A 15,250-nucleotide genomic window follows, 5' to 3' on the forward strand; every position below is an offset into this window, starting at 1 on the left:
TGTCGCCGGTCATTTGCGGCTGAACAGCCTGACGAAGAGCCACCTCTCCCAGGGTAGGCCGGTGCCGCCGAGGATGTGCATCGAACCGGATAAGAGTCGGTGCGAAAATACATGCCTTCCTATCGTACGCGAAACGATCTGCACTTTTCAGCCGAGAGACACACGATGAATCAATCTGGCTAGTACTCCCAATCCTTAACCTTGAACCCCAAGCTCGTCGCGTTCTCGCTGACGGCGCGTTTTGTGGTGTCGCTCGCGCCGTTCGGGAAATCGGCGGCGATCTCCAGCGTGACCTTCACCGTGGCGTTCGGGTCGGCCGTCAGCAACGCGATGATTTCTTCCGCGATGGTGTTAAGCCGCGACTTCGCCAGCGTCGGATTGATCTCCACACTGCCGTGGAAAGACTTGGCCTTGGCGGCCGCGACGGTCGGGCCAGGGCCGGTCGGCTTGATTCCTGTGTCTGGCGTCGGCGTGACTGTGCCGGTCTCCATTGTCGGCTTGGTTTGGTCGCGCATCTCGCCCGCTTCCAGCGGTTTGGGCTCGATGCTCGCCATGATCTTCAGGACGTACTGTTTGGCAGCTTCCGGTTCGATCAGGAGCAGCGTTCCGTTGAACGACACGTCACCGTCACCGAACTTGAAGCCTTCGTACTTATCGTCCTTGAAGCCATACGCCGTACCGAAGAAGTCCCGGCTCGCGGCTCCGTTGCGTATCACACCAGCAAGTACGTCGCGCGACTTCAAACGGGGCAGGTACAAGTAGCGCAGTGAATCCTCCCAGAACGCCATCGCCCCCACCGTGGGCTTCTCCGGCTTCCAGTAAAGCTCTTTCAGTTTGGCCCGTAGGTGGATCGGCGACCACGCCTCGATCACCAGTTCGTTCTCTTTGCTCACTCGCTCCAGTTCGCCACTAGCCGTGCCGCTCGTGGTGTTGAGCGGGAACGGCTCGACGTTTGGCTTCGTCGCCGTCGGATCATCCTGCACCGGGCAGAGCAGCCACTTGAAGCATTCGCGGGCCGCCTTCGGCAAGACCGCGTTCGCACTGGCCAACTCCTTCTCGGCCTGATCCTGACGTGGTTGATCGATGACGAGCAATTTCGCTTTGATATCCGCGACGATACTTTCCCACGCTAGTGCCGTTCGCGTGGTATCGCGCAGGCGGGTCAATACGGGGTAGTCGGGCGCGAGGAAGATAAGTCGGTTGGCCCGGTGCCGGGGTTGGCTGCCGTGTAGTTTCAAGTGCTCGAGAACCGCGTCCGTTGCGGCCCGCGGGTCGTCCTTCGTGAAACCCTGCTCCAGCCCGAGGATCACGAGCCGCAAAGCGCTGTCGTCCGGCACGTCGCCATGAGCGGTGAAGACGTGGACGCCATCGAACGGTTGCACGCTGGCGAATAGCTTCTTTACCACCTCTTCGATCTTCTTCCGCACGTCGGTTTTGGGGTCGAACCGCTGCTTGCGGTCTTCCATCTCTCGCCGCAGGTTGGCCCGCGTGTCGAACCAGAAACGGGTCGTGTCGGCCGCCTTGTCGCCGCTGGAGTTCAGATAGTGCAGGCGATCGGCCAGGCGGTTGAGGGCGTCCGAGTAGACCGCCGAGGTTTGGCCCGGTTGCAGGCAGCCGAGCAGGATGCGTCCGCGATCCAATCCGCGGGTGCCGGGCTTGGTCGCCACGCTGCTGGGTGCGGTGCCGAGGAACAGCGTCCGCGCTACGCGGCGGGCCGCGTTCACCTGGCCGAAGCGGGGTTCCTTGCCTTCGAGTTCCGTCGTCTCGGCCCGGTCGCCGTCGATGTCCCCTTCGATCACCGGGTCCCAGCCCGCCGGCAGCAGGTAGGTCATCTCGTTGCGAACATCACCACTCGCCAGCGGAATGCTCCCCGGCAGAATCACCAAGTCCTTGTTGTCGTTCTGCCACAGTCGGTAGATCACCTTGGCCATCAGCTTCAGCACGCCGCGGGTGCGCTGGAAGCCGTCGATGGTCGTCCAGTCCTCGTAGAGCCGGTCGAACACTTCCGGGTGAATCGGGTACGCCTGGCACAGCCGGTCGTAGTACCGCCCCTCGTGCGTCTCGCTCGGCAGCTTCGCCCCTTCGCTGACATACGCATCGGCGAACGCCCGGCAGACCGCGTCGCGGGTCTTCAAATCCTTGATCGGCTCGAACAACCGCCGCCGCACGATCTCGAACGCTTCCTCCGTGGCGACCGGCTTCCACAGCGCCTGCACGCGGCCAAAACGCTTCTCCAAAGCCTTGAGCGCCGCCGCGCCGCGGGTGCCGCCTACTTCGGTGTTGCTCTCCGGCAAGCTCGCCAGCACCACCGCTGTCGGCACCAGCTTCACCGCTTCGGTGAGGGCTTGAATGAACGACAGGTTGCTGTCGTAGGTGCCGCCGGTGAGAGTCTTTCCTTCCTCGAACTGGCCGATGTACGCGACCAGTTCGTCCATCAGCACCACGCACGGGGCCGCGTTCTCCAGGAGCGTCTTCAGCACTTCCTTGCCGGGCGAGGTGCCGTTGCCGTCGGCTTCCTTCACGAGGTCGAACGCTTCGCCCTTGCCGAGCTGCCAGGCGAGTTCGCCCCACAGTGTCTTGATCGTGGTGCGGCCGCGTTTCCAGCCTTGCCCCGGCGAATGGGCCGTGCCGTCGAGTACGGCCACGGTCGCCTTGGGTACGTCCATCAGCCCGGCCTTCTCCACCAGCGTGGGGATGCCGTGCAGGTCGTTGAGGGCGCCCTGCCGGCTGGCGAGGTGCAGCACGGCCAGCATCGTATGCGTCTTGCCGCCGCCGAACGCCGTCTGCAACTGGATGACCGGCTCGCCCCCCTGGCCGCTGAGCCGCTGGGCGACCTGCGTCAGCAGCAACCGCATCCCTTCGGTGATGTACGTCCGCTCGAAGAATGCGGCCGCGTCCTGGTATTCCTGCGGGGCTTTGCCCGAATGCACAGCGGAAATGTCCGCGGCAAACTCGGCCTGCTGGAAGGTTCCTTTGAGCACGTCCGCATGCGGGACGGCGATCTCGCGCCAGGGCTTCATGATGTCTCCTCGCCGTCGAACAGCGTGCCTTGTTTCGGTTGGGGAATCTTCGCGGCGGTGCTTTCGATGCCGCTCCAACCTGTGACCAGTTCGTTGTACCGCCGGGCGTCCTCGGCGCGGTTGGCCCGCTCGCAGAGGGTGTAAAGACGGTACGCCAACTGCCGGGCGGCTTCCGTCTTGCCGGCGGTCCTGGGGTGAGCGTAGATGCGGGCCGTGAGGGTGTCCCCGCCGACGCGCTGGGCCGCGATCATCTCGTGCAGCACCTGCCAGACGGGGATGCGCGGGTCGGCGTCGATGTCCCAGTCGGCTTCCAATTCTGCCGGGGAATAGAGCTGCACGTTGCCGCCGCCGCTTTTCAGTACACCGGCCTGCCGCACGCCCTCCACGCTCGTCCCCTTGGACCGGGCGAGCACGTCGGCCTCGCCGAACTTGCCCGCTTCCCAAGCGTGCTGCTCGAACCAGTGCAGGCAGAACTGCGTATCGGCGTCGAAGTCGTCCTCGGCCAGGAAGCGGTTGATGAGTTGCAGGGCGGTCTTCACCGTCATTGGCGTGCCGTCGGCTTCCAGCACGGCATCGTAACGGCTGAAGATCGCCATGCCGGGGCCGATGATCGCCTGCGACAAGTCCACTGGGGCGACCGGCGAGTGCAGCCCTTCGCTCTCGCGGGTCATGGCGTCGAGGGCAAACGGCAAGGCTTCGTTGAGAAGACGAATGAACTTGCGGCGGTCGATGGTGCCCGCTTTTTTCAGTCGCGGGCGACAGACGAGGATGATGGAAGAAGCAAGGGCATTAGACTCAAGATCACGTGAGCGCCCTGATCGCTCAGTTCGCATTGGCCAAGTGCCAGAAATGGCCAAGCCGGACTTCAGCACCGCTTCGAGAAATGTTTCCCAACCGGTTGAGGAAGTGCCTTCCGTGGTGCCCGATTCGGATTGCTTGAAGGCGTAGTAGATAGTGAGGGGGGCGGCCGGATGGGCCTGCACAGCAATGTTGTGCATCGTCTGCGTCATGCCGTCAAGGAAGAATTTTTCGGCCTTCTCTTGGCTTCCATGACGGTACGCGGTGGCTACGAGTTCCTCCGCTTTCGGCACCGCGATAGTTGCAAGCAGGTAGGGAAAAACCGGGCGCAGTGTCTGCCGCAACCAGACATAGAAGAAGTCAGACAAATCCGCGTAGGCAATATTGTCGTAGTACGGAGGATCGCAGGAAACGAAGCGATTCTGGCTTAAGACCTGACGTTGCGCGTCGGCCTGTGTGACTGTTGAAGCAATAGCAGCTGGTAGCGCTCCCAAGACGACTTTCACAACTGCGTCGATAATCTTCGTGAAACTCCCACTTGAGTCAGCGAACGGGTTCGACTCGCCAAAATCCCACGTCATCGGTAGTGCCTGTCGCCGGAATGTGCTGACCACGAGTTCATTCTTCGGAGAGTTACTCCATGTGCATATCGAACTGTGACATTCGGTGAACTTGTCAACTGCACACGCGAGATACACGCTTACCGCTTCGGCATATGCCTTGGCCCCGGTCCCGCAGGCGTCGAGCCCTCGTTCGTCGGACATAACTCCAGCCGCTACCGCGTCACACCGAATCCGCTCTGTGACCTCGCCGAGCAAATCCACACATGTTGAGAGGATTACGAGTTGCCGTCGAGTAAACAGGCTTGCCCAAGTGTTGAGTCCAAATCTATGGGCTTGTGCTCCACCGCCTGTCAACTGCGGGGGTGTCTCGCCCTCCGGTTGCCAAGCAGGCAGTGCTTCCCGTGCAACCACCTCATGCTCAGTCGTCGGTGCCAGATACACTCTGCCTTTGGTTCCCTCGGCGACTATCGCCATTAACTTCTGGCCGAGCCCTGGTGGCTGAGTATTTCCTTCGCCGAGGATGTAGTCGTAGTCGATTGGCACATTTGACATTAGGCAACGGAAAGCAGCGCGTTTCCCGGCTGAGGTTCCGGCCTTTGCCTCGGCGGGGGGCTTGCCGACCTTCACCGTGAAGGTGTAGCCAGACTTGCCGACGACCGGCTGCACATACGCTTCCTTGCCGTCCTTGCTGCTGAGGATGAACGTGCTGGCCAGCGGCACCTCGACAGTGCTGAATGCCGGGTTCGGGCTTTTCACCGTTCGCGTCCAAAGCCAGGCAATCACCGTGAGCTTCTCGCCTTCGTATTGCTTCAGGTCGGGCCGCTCCTTTACCACTGCCTTCGTGATCTCAATCGGCGGGTAGAGATGGCCGATGCGTTTGAAGGCTTCATCCCGCATCCACTGGCCGTAGCGGCGCACGTCCGCGGCCAGCCCGGCCGCGCCGTTCCAACTCGTGAGGGCCGTGTTCGCACCGGGAAACACCGGCGGCTGGCCCGCGAACTTCGGCGGAATCTCGATCATCGCTTTGTTGATAAGCACCGCGACGGGGTTCAGGTCGCTGGCGAACGCCTCCAATCCGAGACGCTGGGCTTCGAGCGGGATCGTCCCACCGCCAGCGAACGGGTCGTGCAAGCCGGGCATCTTCTCCGGGTCGAAGAGCGTCTTGGCGTCCGGGTGGTTCTTGTTCAGTTCGCAGGTGTCGCGCCAGCTTTGGCGGATCGCCTCGCGGGCCGGCTTCAGCACCGCTTCGTTCGTGGTGTTCTCCCAGAGCACCAGGTCTTCGATGATCTTGAAGAGCGTTGCCCGAGCTTTCGTCCAGTGCCCCTTGTGCTGTTTGTTCGGTTCCTTACCGGGGTTCTGGCACTTCCAGAGGTCTTCGGGGTCGTTGACGAGTTGCGAGAAGATGACGGCCCGCGCCGCCGCGAGCGGACGCCGGGCCCACCAGAGGTGCAGCGTGGACGGGTGCCCGTGGCGAATCGACTTCTCCCGCGCCGACGCGACGTTGATGGCATCCAGCGGCAGCGCCACTTCGATGAGCTTCTTCGGAGAGATGATGGTCACGCGTTCCCCTTCGCCCGCTTGAGCAGTTCGGCAATCTTGTAGTTGACGCTGGCGATGCCGAACTCCGGCTCACGCTGGAAGGGGTTGCCGAGGTAGTGCGGTCCCTGCACGCTATCGTCCGGGTTCACGAAGACGAGGGCCAACTCGAACTTCGCCGCCTGGTTGAAGGCGTAGAGCAGTTCGTTGTGCGTGACGCAGATCGTGTCCGCCCCGGCGAAGCGGCCTTTCACCTCGATGTGCTTCGGGTCCGGCTGGATGGTATTGACCACCGGCGGGTAGCTTGTGACATCCCAGCCACATTTTTCCTTGCTCACATCGACGACGCGGTGCCCCTTGGCCGCCTCCGCGTCCATCACCGCCTTCATGGCCAGGTCTTCGACACGCTTGCGGTCGGCGGCCTCGGCGGGCGTGATCGCGGAGCCATCGCCCTTGGCCTGCCGCAATAGCCCTGCCGGCACGACGAGCGCGCCGCCGAGGATCACGGGGGTTCCGTTCTGCACCTGCCGCATCGCTTGCAGGTCCTTTTTGCGGCCGTCGAGCCGGCTTTGCAGGTCGTCGAGCGTCTTCTTGACGTTGTCGATCTTGAGCCGCATATCCCGCCCCGCCGCGAGGTCGTCCTTGAACTTGATTTCGCGGTCGGTCCAGAAGGCGATTTCCTTGGTCAGTCGTTCGTGGACGGCGGCGAGGGTTTTATCGACGTGCTCGATGCGACGTCCGGCGACTTCCGCGAAGTGCTCCGGCACCAGCGACCCGGCCGCAAGGGCGATGGCCTTCTGCTCCTGGTCGGTGCGAATCCAGTCGGCGTTGAGCAGATCGGTGATGCGGGGCCGGTCGGCGTCTGGGAGCGGTTCGAGATCGAGGTGCGGTGCCCAACCGGCGAACGCGGCGGAGCCGTCCGGGTTCACGCGGATGAACTGCATCCGCTTGGAGAGGACGACGCCATCGCCCCCTTTGACCTCGTGCGTGAGCAGGAAGAGAAGCCAGGGGGTCGCACCGTCGTCGGCAGGATCGAGCAGCACCGTACCGCGACGGAGCAGGTTGGCGTTCTGCTCGAGGATCATGTCCGTCAGCGACAGCATGAGCGGATGGCCGGGGTGCATGAGCATGGCGCGGGCGAGGCCGGGCTTGTCGCTCGGCTGGATCGCCTCGCGGGTGAAGGCGACGCGGTCGTATCGCTTGAGAACGGGCTCGTTCTCGCGGCGGTTGCGGCCGGTGAGGCGGCGGTCTCGTTCCCGAATCGCGGCGGGAACGTGCGTGATCTCCCAGCGTTCGGATTCTCGCTTGTGGATGGTGCCGCCGAGGCTGTCGAAGGCCTTGAGGAAGAACGACCGGACGAAGAATGGCTGGAGCCGCCGGGCCTCGGCCTTCTCCATCTCTTCCTTCACCTTGAAGAGCCGATCGGCGGACATGGTTTCCTGAGCCAGCGCACTGCGGTTGAGCAGATTCTTCAAGTGCTCGTGGTCGAAGGCGTGTTCGATGGTCTGCGAGAGCTTGGCCCGGATTTCCGGTCTGTCGCCGTAGCGAATGGCTTCGATCAGCAATTCCTTCAGGCTCTTCTCCTCGAAGACGTCGCCGAGGATGTTGAATACCTTGCCTTTGAGCGCCTCGCACTCGACCGCGAGCTTTTCGAGCAGCCGGTGCCAGACGTCGCCTTCGCGGGTCTCCTTGGCGACGAGGCTCCAGAGGTGGCAGACTTCGGTTTGGCCAATGCGGTGGATGCGGCCGAACCGCTGTTCAAGGCGGTTAGGGTTCCAGGGCAGGTCGTAGTTCACCATCAGGTGGGCACACTGGAGGTTCACGCCTTCGCCCGCGGCGTCGGTGGCGATCAGTACGCGGGTATCGGGGTCCGAACGGAACAGGGCCTGCGACTTCTTGCGTTCGTCTTTGTTCGTGCCGCCGTGGATGGTGATGATACTGTCGGCCGAGCCGAGCACACCGGCGATCTTGGCGTGCAGGTAATTAAGCGTGTCGCGGTGCTCGGAAAAAATGATGATCTTGTGCAGGCGACCGCTGGCGTCGTGCATCTCGGGGTTGTTTTGTAGGATCTTCGAGAGCTCATCCCACTTACGATCCATGCCCGACACGACCACCTCCTTTGCCTGCTTCTCCAAGTCCGCGAGGATGAGGATTTCCGCTTCGAGTTCGGCGATGGTCTTCGCAGCCGTTGCCTGATCGACCAGCTTCTCTTCGAGGTTCTCCTGCTCGTCGGCATTCAGGTCGTCGTCGTCCTCGGGAACGTAGTCCACGGTTTCTGCGAGGAGTTGCTTGCCCCGGTCGCCGAGCTTCTCGGCCCGGAGACGCTCGCTCAGGCGGTCCTTCCGGCGGCGAAGCGACTGGTAGATGGCCTCCGGGCTGGAGGCGAGACGACGTTGCAGTGTGGTGAGCGCGAAGCCGACCGAGCCTTTGCGGGAGCCGCCGAGTTGATCGGCCTTGCCCATTTCCGTGCGGACGTAGTTCGTGACAGTCTCGTACAGCTTGGCTTCGGCATCCGAGAGCTTGTAGTTGGCGGTGTAGGCTTTGCGTTCAGGAAACAGAGGGGTGTTGTCGAACTTGACCAGTTCCTCTTTGACCATGCGACGCATGAGATCACTGGTATCGACCTTGTGGGTACCATCGCGGGGCTTGCCGTAGAAGCGATCCGAATCGAGCAACGAGAGGAAGAGTTGAAAGTCTTCCTCTTTGCCATTGTGCGGCGTGGCGGTCATCAACAGCAGGTGACGGGTATCCCCGCCCAGCCGCTCGGCGAACCGGAATCGCGCGGTCTTGTCGATCTTCGACCCGAAAAAGTGGGCGGCGAGCTTGTGCGCTTCGTCGAAGACGACCAGATCCCATCCGGCGGAACAGAGCTTGGCCTGGAGCAGGCTCGGCTTTTTTTCGTTGCCGTCGTCCTCTTCGCCACGTGAGAACTGGTCGAGCCGAACGATCAACAGGTTGTGATCCTCGAAGACATTTCCGCTGGGCGACGATGCGTCGCCGCCGGCGAAGACTTGGAACGTCAGACCAAACTTCTCGAACAGCTCGTCCTTCCACTGATCGACCAGGCTGCCGGGCGCGACGATGAGCACGCGACGAGCGTCCGCCCGCATGATCAGTTCGCGGATATAGAGCCCGGCCATGATCGTCTTGCCAGCCCCGGGATCGTCGGCGAGGACATACCGGAGCGGTTGGCGGGGCAGCATCGATTCGTAAACGGCGGTGATTTGGTGCGGAAGAGGATCGACGTTGGAGGTGTGGACGGCCATCATCGGATCGAAGAGGAACGCGAGGTCAATCCGCTTGGCTTCGCAGGCCAGTTGTAACGCGGCCGCGTCACCGTCAAACGCCCATGGCCGCTCGACCGTGGCGACGGAGATGCTCGCTTCGTCGGCGGGGCCGAGGAGACGTTCCTTGAAACTCCCGTCAGGCAGCTTATAGAAGACCTGAACAGCGTTGTGTGCGTACGGCGTGACTTGGATGATGATGCACACACGATCCGGCTCCAGGCCGACGAGGGCGAGACCGGGTTTGAGGTCGGCCAATTTCATGAAGTCTCCCTTCGCCGGACTTTCCGCGCTTGTCTTGGTGCCTCCGGCCCCTTGGCAGACTGGTCGCTGAGTTTCGGACAAGAAACGGACGGATAGCTTACCGGACCTACTCGCTTCCGCACAGGTCGGTAGCGTTTACCGGAGCTTGCCCGAGCGATCGATTAACAGCAGCACAATCCCTGCTACCCCGGCAACGTGACCAGAGACCCCTTACGCAAACCGTCTCGTTCACGGGGCCCACATTTACCGCTGCATTCGCCAGTCCAGCGTATCCACAATCGGACGGAGTTGCCTTTCCGTGAGTGGGTTGCGGCCGCGTTTGATGGCCGGCAACAAAAGAACCTGCTCCTAAATGTCCGGCGCACGACAAAGCAGGTTTATGATCTGGGTCAGACGTGCACGTGTTAAGTGGCTCAAACGCGCGAGCTCCGCCTGATTGGTCACCACCGCGTTATGCGGATGGGTCGGTTCGAGTTTGGGTCGGCAGTGATGTGCGAGATTCGCAACAAAACAGAGAGGGCGTAGTGAGCGCAGAGAACTGCCCAGCAACTTTGCTTTTAGAACGCGTGCCTTAAAATGCCAGCGCATCGTGAATTTAAATGGCGCGATGAAATGGCTACTTGAACAGATCGGGAAAACAACTTGAGTGAACTTCGGGCGCGCTGTGCCTGATCATGGAGCGATGGTGATCTCAACGTCTGCAAACTAAGCTCTATTCGAAAAAGTAAATTCGCTGCAAAGCACGTCGGCACTCTCCCTCATGCTTCGGCAGTCCCTTCATTTTGCGGAAAAAGCCCAAAATGCTATCGTCTGTAGTGCTTGGAAAAAGGTAACGCGAAAAATCAGCCGGTAGTTGATCGTACATCTGCGGCGTGAGGCGAAACCCGCACATCAGATAACTGCCCATTTGATTAGTAGCAGCCCCCCACCCCACATGCGCAAACCACGCACTTTGCCTATCCGGACGCCCGACAGGAAACTGCTTCGGCCGCACGTATCGATAATCAAAAATGGTTTCAAGTGGACATCGAAAGACAAACACTGTTGGTTCTGCGTCGTCCGGCAATATGCTGCACGCAGCATGTCCGTTTCCATCAGTAGAAATTGTATAAAGGGCAAACCAAGCAGCTACGTTAATATCGTCGGTCAGGTCGAGGCCTACACTGGGAAGGCCATAATGCTGCGCTATTCCCAGCGAGAATCCATCAAAGTCTGGTGATCGTCGCAGCGCTGCCACGTCGTCTGCATAAGCTTGCATGCTGCTCTCAGACAGCGTCTTGCGGTAGTCGCAACCAACGTCATGTAGCAATACCGCCGCCTGATTATGCCAAATCGATTGAAGTGTCAAGTCGTCAAAATCGGCCCTCAAAAAGCTCGGCAAAAACGACGGTTCGTTGACCGTCGCTCCGTAAAGCAAATTGCTGTCTGCACTATTTCGATTAAGCATATACGTCCTTGACTGCCCGCGAAGTAGCAGTTTATGACTCTGATTTGCAGAGGTGAGCCTGTCAATTGCCGACATGATTTCTTGAAGGCTACTCACAGCAAATATGGGGATTCGGCGATAGGGAACTCGCAACTCCTCGACGATTGCGAGCCCGTCAAGCTTGACGTAATGCTCCATTTTTTCCGTGCGTCCATATACGGCGCGTCTTACTATACGGTTGCGTGTAAATACGCGACCGTACTTGTGATCTAAAAACGCCTCGGGTGCGCCGAACCCACCATCACCGTCGGCGTCTCCGCTTGGGTGGGCCTCGTTGAACAACGGGTATACATTGTGCAGTGCTGGCAGTCGCAAACGAGGATCTTCTAGTTCAATAGCTTCAATCGTCATATGACCATCACATTTGCATTGTGGTCACCAAAGCGAAGCGGCACGCTCATGCGATTGGCGACCCAGGTAAGGATAAACATTGAGAATGCAGATGATGCGCGCGCGTTGAGAAAAATGCGAGCTGCATTCCCACCGCGAGCGGCAATCATTTCAGCAAAGTGACAGCACTGGGCCACCACAGCGGTATGCATCTGGGAAAGGGCAGGCAGAATCAAATCAGAAAGGAAATCAGGGAGTGCCACTACATACGCATGCCGCGCTGGATCGGCGATTACCGAGACCCGAGTTCGTTGCACACTAATTGCTTCGATAAAAAAACTGACCGTTTCATCGTCCAGCTCAGACCTAAACGCATCAAGGGAATGCGAACTGATTGTGACTCGGTTGCATACGGCCTGAATAAGTGCTGCATAGTCACTTTCAAATAATGGTGTTAATGCGGGGGCTTGGTTGATGGGGAGAATAAGTGTGGCTGGCGCGTGGGGATTGTAGCCTGGCACTTGCAATTCGCGAAACTTGTATATGAAGTCAATTACGCAAAGCCGACTGTTAATGTGGTCGCAAAAGAGCGCAAACTCCGGCTGGTCAAAAGCAACACATGGGACATATGTAGGCATTCGAAGCTCACAGTACGCGATAAATAATGATCAACAGAGTGCTTATGCGTGGGTGCTAACCACGCTGATATGACGTGATGAAGAATGCTTCGCCAAAGAGGTCATTCACCGGCTTCAACACGATAATCCGTAAGTTCATGCGTACCAGATCCTGTTGACGAGTTGATTGCCACGCAGCGATGGTGCAGTTTAACTTCCTTGACTGCGTACTCTAACGGGGCTAAACTTGAATAAACAGTCGTCGTCGCGTGAATTCGCTCAGCAGAGAAGCTGGAATCAGACCGGCCCCAAATTGTGCTGACCGGCTTCGACGGTCTGAATCACGCGGCCATCAGAAGCTCACTGCGGCGTTTGTTGATTTCGTATTTGATGGAACAGGCGCAGCCTAAGGGCCCGGCAGTCAACTTCAATCCGTGGCAGGGCGGTGATCGCTACTCGAAAAGGATTGGCCTCGGGCTCGAGAGGCGGGCGAGCCGGCTGAGGCCATCAAGACGACAACTGCACGATCGAAGGTTGGAATGCCAACCTACCGTCGGATTCGTTTTTCGAATATTCCGCGATATTGCTCACCATGCTTGCCCTGATCTTGATCTGCCGCTGATGTTCCTGTTGCTCGACGGCTCGCTCGTGAATTCCACGGTGGAAGCATAACTTTCGGCCAGGGTACGCTTCGGATCCGCCAGTTGCAGAGCGACAATGCCCCGGGGCTGTGGTATCCAACCTATCACTAGCTGAAGCGGCACCGGGATCATCGCAGTTTGATCCGAAGCTGTGTGCCGCAGTAAAGCGAGGTGCCAACCCGTTCTAGTGCAAGCTCCGTCCCGCGGCCTGGCCTTAACCTGTGCATCTCACTTTGTGATCTCGACCCACATCTCACAATGTTTCTTCCAGCATAACGTGGCGCAAATCGATCGCAACTTCTTTTCCATAAGCGCGGTTCGGCCAAGTTTAGCTTTTTGAAACTGTAAAGTATGTTCCTGAATAACAGGCGCAAGAAATAATAGATTCATGATTTGCGTCAATATGGCCCGCTTAACATGTCCAAATCGTGCCAATTCCGCCTGGTTGGTCACCAAGCCATCGCGGATTAACTGGTCGAGCCGAATTGGCAGTGCCATGAGTTTCGACATTCGCGGGACGGTGCTCCCGCCAGACGCAGATTTCTCCCGCGTGTACTGCCGTTTCCGAAAATGCACCATTCGTTCGATGATAATGCTGAATCGTCCTTTCGTTTCGCGATTTCGCTGCCCAGCGTCTGGGTCCCGCACGAGTGGAATGTGATCGATATTTTCCCAACATCGCAGTCGTAGGCCGCGCATTTAACCAGGAGATCAACAATGCGAGCCTGTTCACGCTGCGCCAGACAATCCCAAAGAGATTCGAACTCGATCGGCCCTTTCTCAGATCACCATTGAGGACGGTTTTAGGCGAAACATCAAGGTCCTGGCGTGGATTCCCGAGCGCGTTGCGTTTCTGCAGATGCGGGATGCCCGCGGCAAGGATGCTGACAATTTCACGGCGATGCTCATCGGGTGTCTTGGCATCCGGTCGATCGTGGCTTCGGCATGGTATGGCCATAGGTGAAGGGTTGACGTTGAAACGCGCACAGCGTTCCTCCCTTACTTAAGCTACGCGATGGACATGGTCCCTCGTCGAAATGCCGCAAAGAATTGTGCACAGGGAGCCGCATTTCCTCCCGCCATGTCTCGCGGGATGGTCACGGCTGCATCGAATTCTGGCATCATCCGCGGCCGATCTCGCGCAGTAAGTGTCCCAGTCAGTGCTCCTTAGCGGTAGATGATCCTATGGTGCAGTGTGATTTACGACCGTGTCGCACCTGCTACAATCATTATTGGAAGTTAACGCCTAGAAGAGCATTTAAGATGCCAGATAGTGAGCGACGGTACCCGGCGCCGCTCAACTAGAGGACTATTGCACAGGAACCGCCATGTATAAAGGCTTCGACCTTAGAGGCTTTTCCGAACGTTTTATTAAGCCTCAATTCCGGAATAGCCTTCGCGAACATGGCCGCGCTGTGACCGCGTCTAACCACGACGATGTTCGGCGCCGTTTAGCGGCAATCGCGACCGAAAATGCCGTACTCAACGGAGCGGAGATTCAAGACAGCTGGTTTCCGCAGGTAAACGCTGACGTGTTCCTTTCTCACTCGCATCGTAACGAAGATTTGGTGTTAATGCTTGCCGGGTGGCTCCACGACCGATTCGGACTCAAAGCATTTATTGATTCTTCCATTTGGGGCTACGCCGGCGAGTTGCTTCAGATTATTGACAAGGCGTATTGCTGGCAGCCGGAAAGTAAGACGTATAATTACCAGCTGCGCAATGAGTCAACCAGTCATGTGCATATGATGTTGACGACAGCATTGGGCATGATGATCCATAGAACGGAATGCTTGATTTTTGTCAACACTCCAGATTCCATCGAGGCGGAGAGAGTAATAAAATCGCAGACTTACTCTCCATGGATATACGTCGAACTCACGATTGCGGGCATAGTGGGCGAGGTTGAGCCCAAAAGACTAAAAGAGAAACGCGCGATGCTGAAAGCTGCTGCTTCTCGAGAACTCTTGGAACGTCGCAAATTGCAGGTACTTCATACGATCGAGCATCTTGATCGTCTGCGCCCGATCGAGAAGGAAACTCTGTTGACGTGGGCCAAAGACTGCAAAACAAAAGGCGTTGACGCATTAGACATGCTTTACGAAGTCGCGGCCTGGTGAACCGGAAGGCGTAATGCAAATATGAAAAATTGCGCCGCAACTAATGCGTCAGTTGTATCGAGCGTGACGTCGCTTGACAGTTGATGCCACCGACTCAATACCTCGCACGTATTGCCAGCGACTGATCGAACCACTCCGCCAGGTTGTCGGTGATGTACTTGTAAACTTCTTTACTGTCCCAGAAGGGAGGGTCATAGGTCTGCACAATTGAAGATAACGGAGTGCTACCTATGTTGAAGCTGGAGAACGGATTGGTACCTTTACTCGATTGATCTCCCTTCGAGTCCTTCAAATTGTGGATGTATATCCCAAGGAGTCCCTTCTTTTCACGCCAAGCCTTTTCGATCTCGTAGTTTATCCATTTTCGTCCGGCGGTATTGGCGCCAATGAGAACTACGGCGCACGACTTCCCAAATAACTGCCCGTCGATCCAACTTTGAATCGCCGCATCGCCGCCCTTCTTGATGGACTCCCAGTCGTTGTCTTCTGCGGGCCTGTTGCCTTCAATACTGCCGATGCTGCGGACGGTAGCTGCCCGCCAGCAATCGGGTTGGTAGTGGAAGCTGTAAAACGCACGTCGCGACATCGATG

At 58.6% G+C, this 15,250-nt stretch carries 9 protein-coding genes; 2 read left to right on the plus strand and 7 right to left on the minus strand.

Annotated features, from left to right (window positions below; translation table 11 throughout):
- Window positions 1-179 precede the first annotated feature (179 nt).
- The 5 genes from NA78x_RS13585 to NA78x_RS13605 form a co-directional block, all read right to left on the minus strand.
- Window positions 180-3,020 (minus strand): ATP-binding protein, encoded by a 2,841-nt coding sequence (locus NA78x_RS13585; RefSeq protein WP_425618991.1) that lies wholly within the window; start codon window positions 3,018-3,020, stop codon window positions 180-182.
- Entirely contained in the window at window positions 3,017-5,941 is a 2,925-nt protein-coding gene (locus NA78x_RS13590) for a DUF1156 domain-containing protein (RefSeq protein ID WP_425618992.1), read from the minus strand. The genes NA78x_RS13585 and NA78x_RS13590 overlap by 4 nt, the downstream gene beginning before the upstream one ends.
- Window positions 5,938-9,465 (minus strand): helicase-related protein, encoded by a 3,528-nt coding sequence (locus tag NA78x_RS13595; protein WP_425618993.1) that lies wholly within the window; start codon window positions 9,463-9,465, stop codon window positions 5,938-5,940. The genes NA78x_RS13590 and NA78x_RS13595 overlap by 4 nt, the downstream gene beginning before the upstream one ends.
- A 712-nt stretch (window positions 9,466-10,177) precedes the next feature.
- Window positions 10,178-11,302 (minus strand): FRG domain-containing protein, encoded by a 1,125-nt coding sequence (locus NA78x_RS13600; RefSeq protein ID WP_425618994.1) that lies wholly within the window; start codon window positions 11,300-11,302, stop codon window positions 10,178-10,180.
- Window positions 11,299-11,919, minus strand: coding sequence for a hypothetical protein (locus NA78x_RS13605; RefSeq protein ID WP_425618995.1), 621 nt, complete (start codon window positions 11,917-11,919; stop codon window positions 11,299-11,301). The genes NA78x_RS13600 and NA78x_RS13605 overlap by 4 nt, the downstream gene beginning before the upstream one ends.
- Before the next feature lie 294 nt (window positions 11,920-12,213).
- On the opposite strand from NA78x_RS13605, the gene NA78x_RS13610 reads away from it, so the two are divergent.
- On the plus strand, window positions 12,214-12,570 hold the full coding sequence (locus NA78x_RS13610; protein ID WP_425618996.1) for a hypothetical protein: 357 nt from the start codon (window positions 12,214-12,216) through the stop codon (window positions 12,568-12,570).
- A gap of 197 nt (window positions 12,571-12,767) precedes the next feature.
- On the opposite strand, the gene NA78x_RS13615 is transcribed toward NA78x_RS13610, so the two are convergent.
- Window positions 12,768-13,049 (minus strand): hypothetical protein, encoded by a 282-nt coding sequence (locus NA78x_RS13615; RefSeq protein ID WP_425618997.1) that lies wholly within the window; start codon window positions 13,047-13,049, stop codon window positions 12,768-12,770.
- A gap of 818 nt (window positions 13,050-13,867) precedes the next feature.
- On the opposite strand from NA78x_RS13615, the gene NA78x_RS13620 reads away from it, so the two are divergent.
- Window positions 13,868-14,659 (plus strand): hypothetical protein, encoded by a 792-nt coding sequence (locus NA78x_RS13620; protein ID WP_425618998.1) that lies wholly within the window; start codon window positions 13,868-13,870, stop codon window positions 14,657-14,659.
- Between the two features lie 94 nt (window positions 14,660-14,753).
- Here NA78x_RS13620 and NA78x_RS13625 read toward each other — a convergent pair whose 3' ends face one another.
- A complete protein-coding gene (locus NA78x_RS13625; protein ID WP_425618999.1) occupies window positions 14,754-15,245 on the minus strand; it encodes a TIR domain-containing protein in 492 nt (163 codons plus the stop codon).
- Between the last annotated feature and the right edge of the window lie 5 nt (window positions 15,246-15,250).

The organism is Anatilimnocola aquadivae (genome assembly GCF_049819085.1).
Lineage (GTDB): Bacteria > Planctomycetota > Planctomycetia > Pirellulales > Pirellulaceae > Anatilimnocola.